The 19,003-nt window shown below is 68.5% G+C and carries 14 protein-coding genes; 8 read left to right on the forward strand and 6 right to left on the reverse strand.

The features are described from left to right. Window positions 1–16: 16 nt before the first annotated feature. Entirely contained in the window at window positions 17–1,057 is a 1,041-nt protein-coding gene (locus tag QNO12_RS13600; RefSeq protein WP_257501621.1) for an ABC transporter ATP-binding protein, read from the forward strand. Window positions 1,058–1,119: 62 nt separating this feature from the next. Further along, complete coding sequence (locus tag QNO12_RS13605) at window positions 1,120–1,842, forward strand: ABC transporter ATP-binding protein (protein WP_257501681.1); 723 nt, start codon at window positions 1,120–1,122, stop codon at window positions 1,840–1,842. A 128-nt stretch (window positions 1,843–1,970) separates the two neighbouring features. On the opposite strand, the gene QNO12_RS13610 is transcribed toward QNO12_RS13605, so the two are convergent. Next, entirely contained in the window at window positions 1,971–3,272 is a 1,302-nt protein-coding gene (locus QNO12_RS13610) for an ABC transporter substrate-binding protein (protein ID WP_257501620.1), read from the reverse strand. Window positions 3,273–3,570: 298 nt separating this feature from the next. Here QNO12_RS13610 and QNO12_RS13615 point away from each other — a divergent pair, with 298 nt between their 5' ends. From QNO12_RS13615 to QNO12_RS13625, 3 genes are read left to right on the forward strand one after another with little or no spacing between them, the layout of a single operon-like run. Beyond that, the gene (locus tag QNO12_RS13615) at window positions 3,571–3,783 is read left to right on the forward strand and encodes a heavy-metal-associated domain-containing protein (RefSeq protein ID WP_257501619.1); all 213 of its coding nucleotides are present in this window, start codon (window positions 3,571–3,573) and stop codon (window positions 3,781–3,783) included. Continuing rightward, window positions 3,783–6,125: a heavy metal translocating P-type ATPase gene (locus QNO12_RS13620; protein WP_257501618.1), complete on the forward strand. Its 2,343-nt coding sequence runs from the start codon at window positions 3,783–3,785 to the stop codon at window positions 6,123–6,125. The genes QNO12_RS13615 and QNO12_RS13620 overlap by 1 nt, the downstream gene beginning before the upstream one ends. Continuing rightward, a complete protein-coding gene (locus tag QNO12_RS13625) occupies window positions 6,122–6,418 on the forward strand; it encodes a metal-sensitive transcriptional regulator (protein WP_257501617.1) in 297 nt (98 codons plus the stop codon). The genes QNO12_RS13620 and QNO12_RS13625 overlap by 4 nt, the downstream gene beginning before the upstream one ends. A 29-nt stretch (window positions 6,419–6,447) precedes the next feature. On the opposite strand, the gene rarD is transcribed toward QNO12_RS13625, so the two are convergent. Continuing rightward, on the reverse strand, window positions 6,448–7,371 hold the full coding sequence (gene rarD / locus QNO12_RS13630) for an EamA family transporter RarD (RefSeq protein ID WP_257501680.1): 924 nt from the start codon (window positions 7,369–7,371) through the stop codon (window positions 6,448–6,450). Window positions 7,372–7,719: 348 nt separating this feature from the next. Further along, window positions 7,720–8,016, reverse strand: coding sequence for a co-chaperone GroES (gene groES, locus QNO12_RS13635; RefSeq protein WP_257501616.1), 297 nt, complete (start codon window positions 8,014–8,016; stop codon window positions 7,720–7,722). 391 nt (window positions 8,017–8,407) lie between these two features. On the opposite strand from groES, the gene QNO12_RS13640 reads away from it, so the two are divergent. From QNO12_RS13640 to QNO12_RS13650, 3 genes are all read left to right on the forward strand, one after another. Then, the gene (locus QNO12_RS13640) at window positions 8,408–10,324 is read left to right on the forward strand and encodes an Hsp70 family protein (protein WP_257501615.1); all 1,917 of its coding nucleotides are present in this window, start codon (window positions 8,408–8,410) and stop codon (window positions 10,322–10,324) included. Between the two features lie 8 nt (window positions 10,325–10,332). Further along, window positions 10,333–12,891 carry a helix-turn-helix transcriptional regulator gene (locus QNO12_RS13645; protein WP_257501614.1) on the forward strand — a complete coding sequence of 853 codons (2,559 nt, stop codon included), beginning with the start codon at window positions 10,333–10,335 and terminating at the stop codon, window positions 12,889–12,891. A gap of 103 nt (window positions 12,892–12,994) precedes the next feature. After that, window positions 12,995–13,672, forward strand: coding sequence for an IniB N-terminal domain-containing protein (locus QNO12_RS13650; RefSeq protein ID WP_257501613.1), 678 nt, complete (start codon window positions 12,995–12,997; stop codon window positions 13,670–13,672). A 495-nt stretch (window positions 13,673–14,167) separates the two neighbouring features. Here the strand turns inward: QNO12_RS13650 and QNO12_RS13655 are convergent, their stop codons facing one another. The 3 genes from QNO12_RS13655 to QNO12_RS13665 all read right to left on the reverse strand — a co-directional run bounded on the left by QNO12_RS13655 (window position 14,168) and on the right by QNO12_RS13665 (window position 18,913). Further along, on the reverse strand, window positions 14,168–15,805 hold the full coding sequence (locus tag QNO12_RS13655; protein WP_257501612.1) for a dynamin family protein: 1,638 nt from the start codon (window positions 15,803–15,805) through the stop codon (window positions 14,168–14,170). Further along, window positions 15,802–17,712: a dynamin family protein gene (locus QNO12_RS13660; protein WP_308495355.1), complete on the reverse strand. Its 1,911-nt coding sequence runs from the start codon at window positions 17,710–17,712 to the stop codon at window positions 15,802–15,804. Before QNO12_RS13660 ends, QNO12_RS13655 begins: the two co-directional genes overlap by 4 nt. Window positions 17,713–17,938: 226 nt before the next feature. Next, entirely contained in the window at window positions 17,939–18,913 is a 975-nt protein-coding gene (locus QNO12_RS13665; RefSeq protein WP_257501611.1) for a hypothetical protein, read from the reverse strand. Between the last annotated feature and the right edge of the window lie 90 nt (window positions 18,914–19,003).

Consider the following 19,003-nt stretch of genomic DNA (forward strand, 5'->3'; position numbering starts at 1 on the left):
CTCGGCAGATAACGGCATGGCAGACAACGGCACGACCAACGGTGCGCCAGGTGACGGCACGGCGGCCACCGGCGGCGGTGAGGCGGTCGAGGTGACGCCGACCGGCAGCATCCGTCGCCCCAAGTCGGGCGGTCTGGCCAAGGGCGAGAACGTCCCGGGCGTCGCGAAGGTCGACCCCATCCTGATCGCCGACAACGTGACCCGACGCTTCGGCGGCCTGCTGGCCGTCGATGTGGAGCACGTCGAGGTGCCGCGTGGCGTCATCACCGCGCTGATCGGGCCCAACGGCGCGGGCAAGACCACGCTGTTCAACCTGCTGTGCGGATTCGACAAGCCGAACACGGGCACGTGGAGCTTCGACGGCAAGAACCTGTCCGGCATCCCGTCGTTCAAGGTCGCCCGGATGGGCCAGGTCCGCACGTTCCAGCTGACCAAGGCGCTCTCGCTGCTGACCGTGCTGGAGAACATGAAGCTCGGCGCCACCGGGCAGAAGGGCGAGGGCCTGTTCTCCAGCCTGATCCCTGCGATCTGGCGCAAGCAGGACGACGCGATCGAAGAGAAGGCGCGCGGCCTGCTGGAGCGCTTCAAGCTCGACGCGAAGGCCGAGGACTATGCGGCGAGCCTGTCCGGCGGGCAGCGCAAGCTGCTCGAGATGGCGCGGGCACTGATGAGCGACCCGACGCTGGTGATGCTCGACGAGCCGATGGCCGGTGTCAACCCGGCGCTGACCGAGTCGCTGCTGGATCACATCCTCGACCTGAAGGACCTCGGCATGACCGTGCTGTTCGTCGAGCACGACATGCACATGGTCCGTCACATCGCCGACTGGGTGATCGTGATGGCGGAGGGCCGCATCGTGGCCGAGGGCCCGCCGGAAACGGTCATGCACGACCAGGCCGTGATCGACGCGTACCTGGGCAGCCACCAGGACGTCGACCTCGGCGTGGTGACCGGCCGTGTCGCGGGCGAGCTCGGCGCTTCGGGCGCAGAGCTGCTCGACGAGATCAAAGAAGCGGAAGAGGCCGCGATCGCCGACGCCGAAGGAGAGCACCGATGATGGCATCCACGAGCACCGGATCCACCGGAGCCTCGGCGCACGCCGAGGGCAAGACCGACCGGATGGTCGTCGAGCTGAAGGACGTGGTCGCCGGCTACCTGCCCGGCGTGAACATCCTCAACGGCGCGAATCTGTACGCCCGCAAGGGCGAGCTGATCGGCATCATCGGCCCCAACGGCGCCGGCAAGTCGACGCTGCTGAAGGCCATCTTCGGGATGGTGAAGGTCCGCGAGGGAACGATCACCGTCAACGGCGAGAGCGTCATCGGTCTCAAGTCCGACCGGCTCGTCCAGCGCGGCGTCGGCTTCGTGCCGCAGACGAACAACGTCTTCCCCTCGCTGACGATCGAGGAGAACCTGCAGATGGGCCTCTTCCAGGCGCCGCGCACGTACAACGAGCGCCTGGAGTTCGTGACCGGGATCTTCGCCGAGCTCGGCAAGCGTCTCAAGCAGCGTGCCGGGTCGCTCTCCGGCGGGGAGCGGCAGATGGTCGCGATGTCCCGCGCGCTGATGATGGACCCGGCCGTCCTGCTCCTGGACGAGCCGTCGGCGGGTCTGTCGCCGGTGCGGCAGGATGACGCGTTCATCCGCGTCTCCGACATCAACAACGCCGGCGTGACCACCATCATGGTGGAGCAGAACGCCCGCCGCTGCCTGCAGATCTGCGACCGCGGCTACGTCCTGGACCAGGGTCGCGACGCCTACGAAGGCACCGGCCGCGACCTGCTGAACGATCCGAAGGTCATCGGCCTGTACCTGGGCACGCTCGGCTCCGACGGGGTCTAGCGCCGTACGCAAGCCAGAAGCGGATGCCACGGCATCCGCTTCTGGCTTTTCCATGTCCGCCGGTGGACCGGGTCGACAAACGCGAAGGGCCCCGGATCGCTCCGGAGCCCTCGCTGCGTGCGGCTGGATCAGCCGATGCGCTCGAACATGTTGTCGGCACCGAACTCGAAGATGCCGACGGTGGCCTCGGTCGGGTCGCCATTCTCATCGAACGTGATCGGACCGGACTTGCCGTCGTAGTCCGCGACGCCACCACCGAGGATGATGTCGGCGCACTCCGCGTACGTGGTGCACTTCTCACCGTCTCCGGTGCCGCCCGAGACTTCCTGCAGCTTGCCGGCGACCTCGGCGGGCTCCGTGGAGCCTGCCGACAGCGCAGCCAGTGCCAGGAGGATGACCGCGTCGTACGACTCGTTGGCGTACGAGAAGTCGGTCAGTTTCTCGTTGCCCTCGGCGACCCACCAGTCGCTGACGGCGGTCTGGAACTGCTCGTCAGCCTCGATCGGGCCGGCGGGCGTGGTGCCCTTGGCGCCTTCCATGCTGGCGGCAGCGGGCCACTTGGCGTCCGCGCCGAACTGCTTGAGGTTTCCGTCGACGAGGTACAGCTGGTCGGCGGGGTAGCCCGCTGCCAGCAGTGCCGGGCCGATCGTGAAGATCTCATCGAACGTGATCAGCAGGATCGCATCCGGGTTGGATGCCAGCAGCGCGCTGATCTGCGCGTCGAAGGTCGTGTCACCCGTGTTGTAGGACTGCTCCTCGACGATCGTGCCGCCGGTGCCGGTGAAGACCTCCTGGAAGACCTCGTTCAGGCCGGTGCCGTAGGAGTCGTTCTGGTACAGGACCGCGACGTTGCTGTGGCCGTCCTCGGCCAGCAGGTTGCCGAGCACCTCGCCCTGCAGCGTGTCCGAGGGGGCGGTGCGCCAGTACAGGCCGTTGTCGTCCCACGCCGTGAAGTCCAGCGAAGTGTTGGCCGGCGAGAAGGTGATGATGCCCGCGGCGACGGCGTCGTCGAGGAACAGCTTCGTCACACCCGACGATGCGGCGCCGATGGCGGCCGTGACGCCCTCCGAGATGAGGGTCTGGATCGTGGTCGCGTAGGCCTTGTTGTCGGTGTCACCCGAGTCGCCCCACACGATGTCGTCGATCGTGAGACCCGTGGTGTCGGCGTAGTCGTTGACTTCCTGCGCGGCGAGGCCGACCCCGGCCTCCTCGGGCGGGCCGAGGAAGGAGAGGCTGCCGGTCTGGGGCAGGATCGTCCCGATCTTGAGTGTGAGGTCCTCTGTCGGCGCAGCGGGCTCCGAAGTCTCGGCGGTGCCGCCACCACCGGCACAGCCGGCGAGGACGAGGGCGCTGGCGCCGGCGATGGCGATCCCGCCGATCACCGTCCGCACGCGCGAGCGGGAGGCAGTGCCTCGGGAAAAGACGCTCATGTTGCTCCTTGCTGTGGTTGAACGCGGATCCGACTCGGGCGCCGATCCAGTTCCCCTAAACCTAACCGCGGACGTGTCTCGCCAATGTTGCCGTTCGTTAACGATCTGTAACGCAACTGCCGCGTCTCACCACCCTCAAAACCCCGCGAGACTGCATAGGCGCCACGAGACTGAGGTGGGTGACCCCGGTCTCGTGATGCCTATGCAGTCTCGCGGGCTGGAATACCGGGGTGAGGTATAAGGTTGCGCGTAGCGGGAACTACCCCCTAGGGGTATCGACGAGCGAAGGGCACGAGCCATGGGAATGACGAACGAGTACCAGGTGACCGGCATGAGCTGCGGGCACTGCGAGTCGGCGGTGCGCGGCGAGGTCGGCAAGCTCGAGGGCGTGGAGCAGATCGAGGTGAGCGCGGCCGACGGCCGCCTCGTCATCGTCTCGACCGGCGCGCTCGACGATACCGCCGTACTGGCCGCCGTCGACGAGGCGGGCTACGAGGCCACCCGCATCTGATGGATGCCGCTCTGGCCGCCGAGGACGGCGGCACACCCGCGCTCCCCCGCTCGCGCGTCGAGCTCGAGATCGGCGGGATGACCTGCGCGTCATGCGCGAACCGCATCGAGAAGAAGCTGAACCGGCTCGAGGGCGTCACCGCCAGCGTCAACTACGCCACGGAGAAGGCGGTCGTCTCGACCGCCGCCGGCGTGGATCCCGCCGTGCTGATCGCCGAAGTCGAGAAGACCGGGTACACCGCGGCGCTCCCCCGCCCGCAGGCACCCGCGCAAGCCCCGCCCGAAGACCGCGAGCTGACCTCGCTCCGGCAGCGGCTGATCGGCGCGATCGTGCTGTCCGTGCCGGTGATCGCGCTGTCGATGATCCCCGCGCTGCAGTTCACCTACTGGCAGTGGCTCTCGCTGGCGCTGGCTGCCCCGGTCGTCGTCTGGGCCGCGTGGCCCTTCCACCGGGCCGCGTGGATCAACCTGCGTCACGGCGCCGCCACGATGGACACGCTGATCTCGATCGGTGTCTCGGCGGCATTCCTGTGGTCGCTGTACGCGCTGTTCCTCGGCGATGCCGGCATGCCCGGCATGATGGAGGCCTTCGAGTGGACCGTGCAGCGCACCGACGGCGCCGGCAACATCTATCTCGAAGTCGCCGCCGGAGTGACGATGTTCGTCCTCGCCGGCCGGTACTTCGAACTGCGCTCCAAGCGCCGCGCCGGCGCCGCCCTGCGTGCGCTGCTCGAGCTGGGCGCGAAGGACGTCGCGGTCATCCGCGACGGTGTCGAAGGCCGGATCCCGATCTCCGCGCTGCGCGTCGGCGACGAGTTCGTGGTGCGACCGGGCGAGAAGATCGCCACGGACGGCGTGGTCGTCTCGGGGACATCGGCTGTGGACGCCTCGATGGTCACCGGCGAATCTGTGCCGGTCGAGGTGGGTGCCGGTGATGCCGTCGTGGGCGCCACCGTCAACGCGGGCGGGCGCCTGCACGTGCGGGCGACCCGGGTCGGGGATGACACTCAGCTGGCGCAGATGGCACGGCTGGTCGAAGAGGCCCAGTCCGGCAAGGCCGACGTGCAGCGCCTCGCCGACCGCATCTCCGGCGTGTTCGTGCCGATCGTCCTGGTCATCTCCCTCGGCACCCTTGTCACCTGGCTGCTGCTGGGCAACCCGGTCGCCGCCGCGGTGACCGCCGCTGTGGCGGTCCTGATCATCGCCTGCCCGTGCGCGCTCGGGTTGGCCACACCCACCGCGCTCCTGGTCGGCACCGGCCGGGGCGCTCAGCTCGGCATCCTGATCAAGGGACCGGAGGTGCTCGAATCCACCCGGATGGTCGACACGATCCTGCTCGACAAGACCGGCACCGTCACCACCGGGCGCATGGCGCTGGTCGCTGTGATCACGGCGCCGGGGACCGACCGCACCGAGCTGCTGCGACTGGCCGGCGCGCTGGAGGATTCCTCTGAGCACCCGATCGGCCGGGCGATCGCCCTGGCCGCTGCCCGCGAGGCCGGCGAGCTGCCCACCGTGGAGTCGTTCCAGGCCACCGCGGGAGTGGGCGTCTCGGGCGTCGTCGACGGACATGCGGTCGTGGTGGGTCGCCAATCCCTGCTCGCGGAGTGGGCCATCCACCCGGACGCCGCGCTCGTCGCGGACAAGGACCGGGCCGAGGCGGAGGGGTCCTCCGCCGTGTTCGTGGCGTGGGACGGCCACGGCCGCGGGGTGCTCGTCGTGGCGGACCGCGTCAAGGCCACCAGCCGCGAAGCCGTCGCGCAGTTCCGGCGGCTCGGGCTGCGGCCGGTGCTGCTGACCGGGGACAACGAGACCGTCGCCCGCCGCATCGCGGATGAGGTGGGCATCGAGCGCGTCATCGCGGGCGTTCTGCCGGACCAGAAGGTCTCGGTCGTGCGCGAGCTGCAGGCCGAGGGCCGAGTCGTCGCGATGGTCGGCGACGGTGTCAACGACGCCGCCGCACTCGCGCAGGCCGACCTGGGTCTGGCCATGGGCACGGGCACGGATGCCGCCATCGAAGCATCCGACATCACCCTGGTCCGCGGGGATCTGCGCAGCGCCGCCGACGCTATCCGGCTGTCGCGCCGCACGTTCGGCACCATCCGCGGCAACCTGTTCTGGGCCTTCGCCTACAACGTCGCGGCCATTCCCCTGGCGGCGATGGGGCTGCTCAATCCGATGATCGCGGGAGCGGCGATGGCGTTCTCGAGCGTCTTCGTCGTCGGCAACAGTCTGCGCCTGCGCCGCTTCCGGAGCCTGTCGAAGGACGCACCGCCGAACGTTCCGGTCGGCTCGCGCGCGCTGCCGACCGTTATGGATTCCCACGCCAAGGAGCTGTCATGACCGACGTCCACACCCAGCACGGGTACATCACCGACAAAGAGAAGTACCTCAACCGCATGCGCCGCATCGAGGGTCAGGCCCGCGGCATCCACAAGATGGTCGAGGACGAGAAGTACTGCATCGACATCCTGACCCAGATCAGCGCGCTGACCAGCGCGCTGGAGGCCGTCGCGATCGGCCTGCTCGATGACCATCTGCGGCACTGCGTCGTGGATGCCGCACGCCTCGGAGGCGACGAGGCGGACGCCAAGATCTCCGAGGCGACGGCCGCGATCGCGCGGTTGGTGCGGTAACCGCGTCGGGGCCGGCCGCCAGGCCCGCGTCAGGTCAGCGCGCCGACGTCCGAGACGACGCGCGCGCGACGCGCGAACACCAGCGAGTCCACGGTCAGCACGATCAGCGCGAACCAGACCAGGCCGAACCCGATCCAGCGCTCCAGCGGCATCGGCTCGCCCAGCAGCCACGCGCCGGTGATGAACTGCAGGATCGGGGCGACGAACTGCAGCAGTCCGATCACGGTCAGCGGCACCCGCCGCGCGCCGGCGGCGAACAGCAGCAGCGGGACGGCGGTGACCACGCCCACCAGGCACAGCAGCACCGCGTGCCACGGGCCGGCAGCGCCCATCGTCAGTCCCGTCGTGGTGCTGACGACGAGAAGGATCGCGATCCCCACCGGTGCCAGCCAGAGCGTCTCGAGCGTCAGCCCGCTGACGGCGTCGACGGCGGGGCCGAGGCGCTTCTTGACCAGGCCGTAGAGGCCGAACGAGAATGCCAGGGTCAGTGCCACCCAGGGGAAGGCGCCGTAGCCGACGACGATCACGCCCACCGCCACCGCGGCCAGCGCGAGGGCGATCCACTGCGTGGGGCGCAGTCGCTCGCGCAGCACCAGCACGCCCAGCACGACCGTGACGATCGGGTTGATGAAGTAGCCGAGGCTCGTCTCGATGACGTGCCCGGTCAGCGCGGCGAGGATGAAGACCTGCCAGTTGACGTAGATGAGCACACCGGCCAGCGCGGTCCACAGCAGCAACCGCGGCTGTCGCACGATGGCCGCGAGTCTGCGCCACCCGCGCACGACGGTCAGCAGGAGCGCGCAGAACCCGAGCGAGAGCACGATGCGCCAGGCGACCAGCTCCCACGGTCCGGTCGGAAGGAGCAGCAGGAAGTACAGGGGCAGGAACCCCCACAGCAGATAGGCCGAGAAGGCGTAGATGCCGCCGAGCGAACGCTCGCGCGCGGCATCCACCGGTGCTGCAGCCGCTCCGGTAGCGGGCCGGGCCGGCTCGGGTGAACCGGATGCCGCGTCGGGCGCGGAAGAGAGGTCACGGGTCACTCACCCAGCGTACGGGTGCGCACCCGGCTGCGGATGGCCGCGAGCGGGCCACCACCCGGGCCGTGGCGCGCACGGAGCGCACGTCGACGCCGGCACTGGCGGCGCACAACTCCTGCACAAGGAGGATCAGGCCCACGGTGGTCGGTGCGATCCCGGCGGCGTAGCGCGCAGAACGCAGGAGTTGTGCGCCCCGGCGGGCGAGCGCGGGCATGCGAAAGGTCCGGATGCCGAGGCTTCCGGACCTTTCGCGAACTGCGGGTGTTAGCGGACGACGACCGCGAGGACGTCGCGCGCCGACAGAACGAGGAACTCGTCTGCACCGAACTTGACCTCGGTGCCGCCGTACTTGCTGTAGAGCACGACGTCGCCCACGGCGACGTCCAGCGGAACGCGGTTGCCGTTGTCGTCGATGCGACCGGGTCCGACCGCTACGACCTCGCCCTCCTGGGGCTTTTCCTTAGCGGTGTCCGGGATGACCAGACCGCTCGCCGTGGTCTGCTCGGCCTCGACCTGGCGGATGACGATGCGATCCTCGAGCGGCTTGATGGAAACCGACACGGGTGTACCTCTGCTTTCCTTGAAACTCAAGACTGGTTAGCACCCTCGAGGTGAGAGTGCTAAATCTCAGTCTAGGCAAGCACTGGCACTCATGCAACGTGAGTGCCAATTCCGGCGTAACACGGTTATGCGGGAAGTGTGCGCAGAAGCACCTTTCTGTGCCATGCTGGGGGGTGGTGCTCCAAATCTCAGGGGGTTAGCGGGCACCGTCCGAGAGTTCATCGGCCCTCGTATCAGTGGTCGCGAATTGTGCTCCTCACTTCCGAAGAAGGAAGTGGGGAACGATCCGTGGCAGTTCGGATGCCGACGCCGACGGCTCTCGCACAGAAGCCTCAGCGATGGTAGACATAACTGGGGGAAGTCGCACGTCTAGTTCTTGGGGGAACGAGACATGACAGAGGTGTCATATTTTCTGGCCGTCGATGTGGGGACGAGTCGGATAGCAGCAGCTACCGCACGCGTCGCGGCAGACGGAAGCATCGTCACGGCGCCGTTCGCGCTGGGCCGCAAGAGCGACAGTGTCGCCACGGTCGTATTCGTCGGAGACGGCGGGGAACTGTCCTTCGGCGATGCCGCCGAGCGGCGCGGAGTCACCCAGCCCGACCGGCTGATCCGCGAGTTCAAGCGCAGCATCGGCGACGAGGTTCCGATCGTCGTCGGCGACCGATCACTGCCGGCCGAGCAGCTGTATGCCAAGACGGTCGCCTCGATCGTCGCGCTGGTCACCGAGCGCGAGGGACGGCGGCCCGAAGCCGTGTCGCTCACGCACCCCACCGCGTGGGGCGGCCACCGCATCGAGCTGATCCGCTCCGCCCTGCACCGCGAGGGCGTCGGCGAGGTCGAGCTGATCACCGAGCCCGAGGCCGCAGCGCGGCACTACGAGGCATCCCGCGCGCTGGAGATGGGCGAGACCCTCGCGGTCTACGACCTCGGCGGCGGCACATTCGACTCCGTCATCCTCCGCAAGGAGATCGACGGCTCCTTCGCCCTCGTGGGCGAGCCGGTCGGCATCGACAACCTCGGCGGCGTGGACTTCGACGACGCCGTGATGCGCCACGTCGTGACCGCCGCGGGTCTGGATGTCGGGTCGCTCGATATGACCGACCCCGCCATCCGCCTCTCGCTGTCCCAGCTGCGCCGCGAATCCGTGGACGCCAAAGAAGCCCTCTCCTTCGACTCCGAGGCCACCGTCCCGGTCGTCGTCCCCCCGACGCACACCAGCGTGCGACTCACGCGGTCCGAGTTCGAGGACATGATCAGCGGGTCGCTGGACAAGACGATGGACGCGCTGGACGACGCGCTCGAGGGCGCCAGTCTCGAGCCGGAAGCGCTCGAGTCGATCCTCCTGATCGGCGGCTCGTCCCGCATCCCGTTCGTCGCGCAGCGTCTGTCCGAGCGGTTCGACCGGCCGATCGCGATCGACGCGGACCCGAAGGCGGCCATCGCCCTGGGTGCCGCCCGCACGGCACTGATCCGCCTCAACGACAAGCACCTCGCCTTGGCCGGTGGCACTGCGCTGGCGCTGATCGGCGACAGCGCGGCCGGATCCGAACTCGCCCTGCTCGAGGCGGACACAGCGGTCGTGGACGGCGCACCCAACTTCGTCTCGCCGGTGAGCAAGGCACGCAAGTCCTCGCCGTTCGTTCTGGGCGGTGCTGCCCTGACCATCGCGGCGGCGATCGTCTTCGCGAGCACGATGACCGCGGGCTCCGGCACCGCCGACCGCTCGCCGTCCCCGACGACATCCACCGCCGCCCCCACGACGCCGGCGATCGCCGAGCCGGTCGTGCCGGGCGCACCGGTCGTCGAAGCGGCACCGGTGATCAACGACGACGCGCCCCGGCGGTCCACCGGAGCGAACCCGAATCCGCGTCGCAGCGCCACGCCGGTGGCCCCGCCCGCCACGCAGACCACGGCCAAGCCGACCACTCCGCCGAGCTCGAGTTCCAACCCGCCGGCGAACAACCCGTCCAACCCGCCGGCGAACAACGACCCGTCCAACCCGCCGGCGAACAACGAAAATCCGACGGACCCGTCCAACCCGCCCACGGACCCGTCCAACCCGCCGACCGACCCGTCCAACCCGCCCACGGACCCGTCCGACCCGCCGACCGACCCCACGGACCCGCCGACCGACCCCACGGACCCGCCGGTTGATCCACCGGTAGATCCGCCGGTCGATCCGCCGGTCGATCCGCCGGTCGAAGCTGACCCGGTGGTGGAACCGACGACGGCTCCTGATCCGGAACCGGCGCCGCCCGAAACCCCAGCCCCCACTGGTAGCCCGAGTCCCGACATCATCACCTGAACCTGACGATGTCAACCGTTCAGTCTGATGAGAATGTGCTGTCGGATGCCGAGGCCCTGTTCATCTGGGAGCGACAAGCACGTCCGGTGATGGAGTCGATCGCCTCGGCGGGCGACAGCCCCGCGCGGGCGTTCGTGGTGGGCAACGCCGGATCGGGCAAGTCGACGATGCTGCGCGAACTGCACCGACTCCTGGCCGACCAGAACGCCGATCCGGTCCTGTTCGGCGATGCGGTGGACGTGGCCCGCGTGCCCTCGGCGCACGTGCTGCTGGTCGATGACCTCCACCTGCTCGATTCCGCGCAGGTCGCCGCCATCCTGGAGCGCTCCGCGGATCCCGAAGCGGCGTTGGTCGTCGCGAGCCGTCCTTGGCCGCGGGCGGACGCCCTGACCAGCATCTCCCGGAGCCTGGAGCGCAGCCGACCCGCGATCGTGCTGGGTCACGTCTCGCGCTCCGATGTGCTGACGTATCTCCGCGCCGCGGATCAGGTCATCGCGGGTTCCTGCGTCGACGACATCCTGAGGTTCACCGGCGGCGTGTCCTGGCTCGTCTCCGAGGCGCTCGCGCTGCACGATGCGCGCGACTGCGCCGACGACAGCGGCCACCGTGCGGTCAAACGGGCCGTGGAGGATCGGATCGCCTACCGGCTGGACACGATCCCGGTCGAGCTGCGGCTCGAGATCGAAGCGCTGTGCGTCTCGCCGGCCGGTCACGACCGTCTGCTGGCCGAGCGGGACGACATCATCGCACAGGGGTATGCCGAGGGTCTGCTGATGCGCAACGGCCAGCCGGTGCCGCTGGTGCGGGCGGCCGTGCGCTCCATCATTCCGGTCACTCGGCTGATCGACCTGAGCGCGAACGTCGCCGACGGCCTTGCCCTGTCCGCGGCGGCGGGAGATTCGAGCTACCGCAGCTGGGTCGGCGGCATCCAGGATCCGGCCATCGGCGCGGCCCTGGTGGAGCATGCCGATCGGGCGCTGGACGGCGACCCGCGCCGCGCGTTCGAGCTGTATGCGGGTGCACTGGACTGCGGCCTGAATCCGACCGGGCTCATCGGCCGGCAGGCGCAGGCCGCGTGGGCGTCCGGCAACCCCGACCTGGCCGCCTCGCTCCTGGACGGCGTGCCCACGACCGGGACCATCCCGGACAGCGACCGCGTCGCCGACACCTCCGCGGCCATCTGGTCCATGCGCGGAATGATGCGCATGAGCGACACCGTCTACCGTTCGCTGCCCCCGCAGAGCGGCGAGTCCAGGGCGCGCGCAACGATCGCCGCCTTCGGCGCGGGGCGGATGCCGGAGGCTGCCGAATCCGCACAGGCCTCCGGGCTGCCCTCCACCCTCCGCGTCGCGCTGGAGCTGCTGGATCGCGGCCTGCGCACGTCGATGACCAACGACGGCACGGAGTCCGCGATCGCCGATCTGGTGCGCGCGTCCGAGATGTACACCTCGGCGGCCACGTCCGCTCCGATCCCCGAACTGCCCGCCGTCATCGCCGCGATCGTGGCGATGAACGTCGGCGACCTGGACGTCGCGCACGACGTCATCGAGAACGCGATCCAGGGCGATCAGGGCGGCGAATGGGCACGGGTGCGTCTGCTGCTGTGGCGCTCCTGGATCGCCGTCCAGAAGGCCCGGCCGGCTGAGGCGCGGGATGCGCTGACGCATGCCCTGGAGACGTCCTCGACGCGTTCGACCCGCGACACGCTGCTGGCCCAGGCGATCCGCGTCGCGATCGCCCGGCGCTACGAGGACTCCGCAGCGCTGGAGGCCGCCTGGAGCGCGGCCCGCGACAGCATCCTGCACACCGAGGTCGATCTGTACTCGCTGCTGCCCCTGGCCGAGCTGGTCACCGCCGCTGCCCGCGTGGATGACCCGGAGCGGCTGCGGCCGCATTTCGTGCGCGGGCTCGGCATCGTCGAACAGCTGGGCTCTCCCCCGGTGTGGTCCACACATCTGCACTGGGCGGGGATCCAGCACGGCATCCTGCTCAATCTGCCCGACGCGCTCGAACCGCACGCGCGCGCCCTCGTGTCGGCGACCGCCCACAGTCCGGTCGCTGCCGTGATGGCGCAGGCCGGCCGCGTGTGGACGGCGACCTTGGCGGGATCCGTGGATGCCGATGCCGTCGAGGCCGCCGCTCACGGCCTGGCCTCGGCGGGGCTGGGCTGGGACGGCGCGCGGCTGGCCGGACACGGCGCGAACCGCACCACCGACCGGCGGATCTCTGCGCGGCTGCTCTCGTGCGCACGCGAACTGCACCCTCAGGAGGTCACGCGCAAGGCCCCGCGCGCGGACGAGGAATCCACGCCGGGGACACCGGCCGGCCCCTCGGGATTCACGCTGAGCGAGCGCGAGCGCGACGTCGCGCGGCTCGTGCTGCAGGGCAAGACGTACGCCGAGATCGGGGAGACGATCTTCATCTCGCCGCGCACGGCCGAACACCACATCGCCCACATCCGACGCCGCCTCGGGGCGACGTCCCGGTCTGATCTCATCGCGAAACTGCGCGTGGTCGTCGATCAAGGTGAGGGAACCGGGGAGCGCACCACTGGGCTGAACCCATGAACCCCGTACTGAACCCCCATCGCATCGGGGGAACCCCCGATGCCGCGAAAGGTAATTTCCAGAACAATATGAATAGCTTTATCGGACATATAGGAGTCGAGTCATGAGTACACCAGTTGCGACCATCGCAGACGCGTTGATCGAATTCATTCTGAGCCTGCTTCGTGACCCGTCGGCGGTGGAAGAATTCGACGCGAACCCCACGGGGATGCTGGCGAGCAACGGCCTGAGCGACGTGTGCGCGGACGACGTGCGGGCCGTTGCCCCCGTGGTCATCGACCGCCCCGAGGTCGACCCCCGCCCGACGCCCGCCCCGCCGAAGCCGTACCCGAGCGATGTCGTCAACGAGATCAAGACCATCACGAACAACTTCGTGACGATCGACAACCGGGCCACCATCGTGGACCAGTCGGTCAACCAGAACATCTGGACCGAGGGCGGCGACGTCACGCAGATCTTCGACAACGAAGCCATCGTCGCATCGGGCGACCAGGCCGTCGCCGCCGGCGACGACGCGCTGGTGGACAACTCCGACACCGACGTGGCGGTCGGCGACGTGTCGATCGGCAACGAGACCACCGACGTCGACATCGACGGTTCGTTCAACGACGACTCGACCGAGACCGACGACTCGGTCGACATGGATGCGGACGAGTCCTTCAACGACGACTCGACGAACACGGACGTGAGCGTCGACGTCGAGGACTCGTTCAACGATTACACCGAGACAGCAGTGGACACCGACGTGGACGTCGAGTTCGCCACTGAGGAGACGCTGTAAGCTCAGCCCGTGTCTGACGAGCAGAAATCACTTCCGAATCCGCGCGTCCCCGCTGTCCAGGGGCGCGCGGATTCGCGTGGGCCGGCTCCGCAGGGACGCCCGGAATCGCCGCGTCGCGAAGCACCCGCACGACCGCCGTTGTCCAGCCCGAACGCTCCGCCCGTGGTCGCGAAAGTCACCCCGCCGGCATCCGTGCGCTTCGCTCAGCTGTTCTGGATCCTGAGCTTCGCCGTCGGCGGATTCGCGGTCGTCTACTTCTTCATCATCCGCGAGAAGCAGCTGCCGCTGATCGGTGACGTGGTGCGCAGCGTGACCGAGGGTCGCAGCGACGAGATCTACACGACCGCCGCCGACATCATCTTCTGGTCGATCTTCGGCACCATGCTGGCGATCCTGCTCATCCAGATCACGCTGATGGTCTCGTTCATGGGGCGACGGCCCAACGTGCGGTGGTGGCAGATGGGAACCGTGCTGCTGCAGGCGATCGTCGTGCTGCTATCGCTGGAGCTTGTCGCCGGCGGGAGCGACGGCGAGTTCCTCCGTCAGCTCCTGGTCATCCAGCTCGGTCTGGCGCTGCTCGGACTCCTCATCAGCACGATGCCCCCCGCCCTCGCCTGGTCCGCCCGTGGCGTCGACGTCCGCCGCGGTCCCCTCGGAGAAGCCGGCAGTCCCGAGCTCTGAGGCCATCTCCTCCAGGCTGCGGATCACGACGCGGCACACCTCGGTGGTGGCGCGCTCGGTGAGCGGAGACTGCGCCAGGGTGCGCCAGTGGATCAGCTGGTCATCGATCAGCTGACGCAGCGCACTCGGGCCGGCACCCTCCTCAGCGGCGAGCCGCGAGGTGATCGGCGTCCCCTTGCCTCCGACGAGCCGCTCCGCCAGTACCGTGTTCTCCTTCGAGAGCGGCAGGCCGGAAGCGCGCATCCTCGCCAGCAGCGAGAGCTCACGCAGGGTGTGCGCGGTGGCGTAGATGCGCTCGATGCCGGCCACCAAGTCCCCGGTCTCCGCGCGCGGGTGGTCGTGGACGAGCTTGTCCAGCCCGTCCAGGACGCCCCGCACCTTGAGTGCGTCCGCCCGGGTGCGGAACTGGTTGCGCACGACCTGGTTCAGTTCGTTCAGCCCGCTCTGCTGGATCAGCCGTTCGGCCAGCTGCGACGAATCCGACGCGCCGCCGCGGACCAGGGTCGTCGCCAGTCGGACGCCGAAGATCCCGAAGCGTCCGAGCAGGTCACGGCGCGCGTCCTGGCTGACGGTGGTCACGTCGGTGGGGCGCACGAAGCGATCGGCGGAGACGAGCAGGCGATCGCGGGAGGCCTTGTCCAGCCGCGCGAGCTCGCGGAACGCTGCGAACTCCTTCTCACGCAGGGTGCGCGCGCCCTCCGCGAGCAGCCCCGCCACCGGCGTCACGCCCAGCGCCAGCGAGCCCAGGTCGCCGTCTCGCTCGTACCGCCGGGCGACGCGGCTCGCCGACAGGAGCGAGTCGATGCGACCCGAACCGACCTCGTCCGCCCGTGACAGCACGCCCACCGCGTTGACCGTCTGCGAGACGCCCGCGGCGGTGTCGCGAAAGGCCTCCAGGAACTTGACGTCCGACGCGTGCAGGTGGCGGAGCAGGTACACGATCGCGTCCGCCGACGAGGGAGACTCGTCGGGTGTCAGAAAGGTGGTGGAGCGCGCCGAGGTCTCCTGCGAGAGCGAGGCGATGCCGGGCGTATCGATGAGGATCACCGACTGCAGCCCCGAGGAGGGCCAGCCCACGTCGATGAACTTGACGTCCTCGGGAGGGATGCCGTCCAGCGTCAGCACCAGCTTGCCGCGCTCGCGCTTGACCGGCATGCGGCGCGGCTCACCTTCGCGAGGATGCAGGGTCACGTACGGCGTCGCGGAGTACCGGTACCAGGTGACGACCCGGGTGCACTCGCCGGCGTCAGTCGGCGCGATCTGCTCGCCCAGCATCGCGTTCAGCAGGGTCGACTTGCCGGCCTTGACCATGCCGGCCAGGGCCAGCCGCAACGGCTCCCGCAGGCGTCGGTCCAGGTCCTGCAGGACCTTGGTCGCCGCGGGATCGTCCTGGTAGACAGCGAAAGCGGACGCGATGAGATCGCTCGCGTCGTCGCGCACCGTTCTGCTCACCGGCTGATTGCCTCCCTGCGCACCGGCGGCAGCACGGGGATCTCGGAGCGCAGCGTCTCGAGCTGCTTGATCTGAGTCCGCAGCTGCGTCATCCGCTGGTCCGTGTCCGCGGCGAACGTGCCGGCAGCCTGCTTGGCGGCGAGCACCGACTCCGACAGCGAGCGGTGGAACTCGTCCGCGATGCCGCCGAAGTGGTCGCGCGCGGAACGCTGCACCAGGCGGAGCCGGTCCTTCAGCTGCTTGCTGACCTGGAAGGTGACCTCGTCGATGTACCGACGGACCAGGTTCTTCGCCTCGAACTGCCGGCGCGAGAGCCGCGAGCCCATGTCCTCGCGGTACGCGCGACGCCCCACCAGGATGCCGGCGAGCAGCGAGAGCGGGTTGATCAGGCTCAGGCCGATCAGTCCGGTGGCCAGGCCCACCATCAGCACACCACCGTACGAGCCGCGGACACCGATGTAGATCTTCTCGCCCGCGCCCATCTGGCCGGCGTTCAGCTTCGCGATGCCTTCGACCGGGTCCAGGACACCCTCGGTGTTGCCGACCTCGATGAGGGGCAGCTCGTTGCCGCCCTCCGCGAACAGCTCGGCGACCTCTTCGGACAGCCACCGCGAGCGCTCGTCGGTCCACACGAACGTCTCCGAGATGGCGGCCGCGACGCGCTGGTCGAGCCACTCGGTGATCTGGTCCCAGATCGGGCCAGGATCGCCCTCGTCGATGGATTTCTCCGCCTCGCGCTGCACCTTGCGCAGACGGTCACGCAGGTCGTGCTCCATATCGGAGATGAGGTCGGCCACGCCGTCGCTCAGGGTGACCTGCCACCGGGAGGAGCGGCCGCGGAACTCGTCGGCCCGCGCCTTCGCATCCTCCAGCTGCGCGATCATCCGGGGGGTGTCCTCGGGATGCTCCAGCGCGTTCAGTTCGGAGCGCAGCGACATCGTCAGCTGATCGACGACCGAGGCCAGGTCGTGCACGGCGGCACGCTCGTGGATGACCTCGGCGCGCTCCAGCACCTCCCGGCGCAGGTGCGCGACGAGCGCCGGGAACCCGGACTCGTCGTTGAGTTCGCGATCCTGCAGCTCCGCCGCCATCATCCGAAGGTCGCTGGAGACCGTGAACATCGGCACCTCGCCGACCTCGCCCAGGTGCGAGCGGTCGAGGCGCTCGATCTGCCGCCAGTCCGGGTAGAGGTCGGTCTTGGCCAGCACGGCCGCGACGTTCGGGGACACGCGCATCGCGTGCTTGAGGAACTGGATCTCGGGCTCGGTGTACTCCTGCGAGGCATCCGAGACGAGCAGCACGGCGTGCGCCGACGAGAGGGCGGCCAGAGTGGTCAGCGAGTTCGACGAGTCCAGTCCCCCGACGCCGGGTGAGTCGACGATCCGCAGACCGCCTTTGAGGATCTCGCGGGGCAGCAGCACTTCGGCCGACACGATCTGGCGCTCGTTGCCCGGGTTGCCCTTCTCCGAGACGAGATCACCCAGATCCTCGAGCGCGATCTCCTGGCGCTGGATGACGCCGGGACCGTCGGACTCGTGATGGATCAGGATCGCCGCAGAGGCCGTCTCGGCGTATCCGACCGACGTCGGCACGCTCGTGGCCACATCGTCATCGACCGGGCACGCGGGTGCGTTGACGAGCGCGTTGATGAGCTTGCTCTTGCCCTTCTTGAACTCGCCGACGACGATGACGCGCACATTCGGGTCGCGCAGCCGCTCCTGCGTCTGCTCCAGCCGGGCGGCGAGGTCCTCCCGTCCTGAGGACGCGGCCAGCCGACCGACGTTTCCGATGACCCGGACCAGTGCTTCGGCCTTGGTGGTCTGCGCCGGCTGCGCCACGGGGGCGGCGTTCTGCTGCACGGGCGCGCCCTTCTGACCAGCCGAGTTCTTCTGCGGCGGCGCTGCCACATTCCCCTTATCGGCCGCGCGCTGAACTTCTTTGCTCTCTGCCAAAACCAGCCCCCGTTGGTCGTCCCCCGTACCGTACAACGCTACGCCATCGAGCGGTATTCAGTCCGGTCGAGGGGAATTGCTCGATATGTGAGTCATGCGGTGAAAACGCCGCTTGCCCGGCCACCCCCGAGAGGGTGGCCGGGCAAGTCAGTGTGTGTCGGTTACTTCGTCCCGATTCGGTTTAGAGATCGATGACGCCGCTGCCGTCGTTGGCGCCGCCGGGGCTGAAGAAGTTGCCGCTGTTCTCCCACGAGACCTCGGTGTCGACGTCCACGTCGGAGCTCCACTCGTCGTTGAACGCGTCCTCGACCGCGACGTCGACGTCGTAGTTGTCCGAGAAGTCGTTGAACGAGTCGTTGATCAGCGTGTTCGTGGAGGCGTCGGTGTTGACCGAGTTGTCCTGGAAGGAGTCGCTGATCGTGGTGGTGTTCCACTCGTTGCCGGCCCAGATGTCGCCGATCTCGACGTTGACCACCGAGTTGTCGACCGTGGCGTCGTCGCCGGCAGCAACGGCCTGGTCGCCCGATGCCGTCTGTGCCTCGTTCTCGAAGCCCTGGAAGACGCTTCCACCACCGGTGTCGATGTTCTGGTTGACCGACTGGTCCACGATCGTGCTGCGGTTGTCGAGCGCCAGAGCGAAGTCGCCACCGCCGGCCGCGCCGCCCAGGCCACCCAGGTTGAAGTCACCGAAGCCGGTGTTGTACTGGCGGATGCCAGCCGAGACCGAGTTGTCGTTGAGGATCTGGGTGTTGAACGAGTTGGTGTAGCTCTCCGAGTTGTCGGAGTTGTTGGCGATGCCGTTCACCGAGTTGTCGGTGGAGTTGTCCGAGTTGTCGGAGTTGTCCGAGTTGTCGGAGTTGTCCGAGTTGTCGGAGTTGTCCGAGTTGTCGGAGTTGTCCGAGTTGTCCGTCGTGGAGTTGTCGGAGTTGTCCGAGTTGTCGGAGTTGTCCGAGTTGTCGGAGTTGTCCGAGTTGTCCGTGTTGCCCGACAGCAGGTTGTCGTTGTCCTGGTTGTTCGAGAGCAGCGTGGCCGAGTTCGTCGAGTTGTTCGAGTTGTCGTCGGTGTTGTTCGAGTCCACGACGTTGTCGTTGACCTCGAGCGAGTCGTCGACGTTGGTCTGGATACCCAGAACGTTGACGTTGTCGTCAGCAGCCATGATTTTTTCCTTTGTTCGAAAGATTGCCCGGCGGCGTATTAGTTAGAGTTTGGGCTCTCCGGCTGCCCCCCACATCGGGGATGCCCCCCG

Source organism: Microbacterium sp. zg-B185, from assembly GCF_030246885.1.
Classification (GTDB): domain Bacteria; phylum Actinomycetota; class Actinomycetes; order Actinomycetales; family Microbacteriaceae; genus Microbacterium.

Coding starts and splice junctions, on each gene's coding strand:
- QNO12_RS13600 (WP_257501621.1), top strand. CDS start 17: ATGGCAGACAACGGCACGACCAACGGTGCGCCAGGTGACGGCACGGCG.
- QNO12_RS13605 (WP_257501681.1), top strand. CDS start 1,120: ATGGTCGTCGAGCTGAAGGACGTGGTCGCCGGCTACCTGCCCGGCGTG.
- QNO12_RS13610 (WP_257501620.1), bottom strand. CDS start 3,272: ATGAGCGTCTTTTCCCGAGGCACTGCCTCCCGCTCGCGCGTGCGGACG.
- QNO12_RS13615 (WP_257501619.1), top strand. CDS start 3,571: ATGGGAATGACGAACGAGTACCAGGTGACCGGCATGAGCTGCGGGCAC.
- QNO12_RS13620 (WP_257501618.1), top strand. CDS start 3,783: ATGGATGCCGCTCTGGCCGCCGAGGACGGCGGCACACCCGCGCTCCCC.
- QNO12_RS13625 (WP_257501617.1), top strand. CDS start 6,122: ATGACCGACGTCCACACCCAGCACGGGTACATCACCGACAAAGAGAAG.
- QNO12_RS13640 (WP_257501615.1), top strand. CDS start 8,408: ATGACAGAGGTGTCATATTTTCTGGCCGTCGATGTGGGGACGAGTCGG.
- QNO12_RS13645 (WP_257501614.1), top strand. CDS start 10,333: ATGTCAACCGTTCAGTCTGATGAGAATGTGCTGTCGGATGCCGAGGCC.
- QNO12_RS13650 (WP_257501613.1), top strand. CDS start 12,995: ATGAGTACACCAGTTGCGACCATCGCAGACGCGTTGATCGAATTCATT.
- QNO12_RS13665 (WP_257501611.1), bottom strand. CDS start 18,913: ATGGCTGCTGACGACAACGTCAACGTTCTGGGTATCCAGACCAACGTC.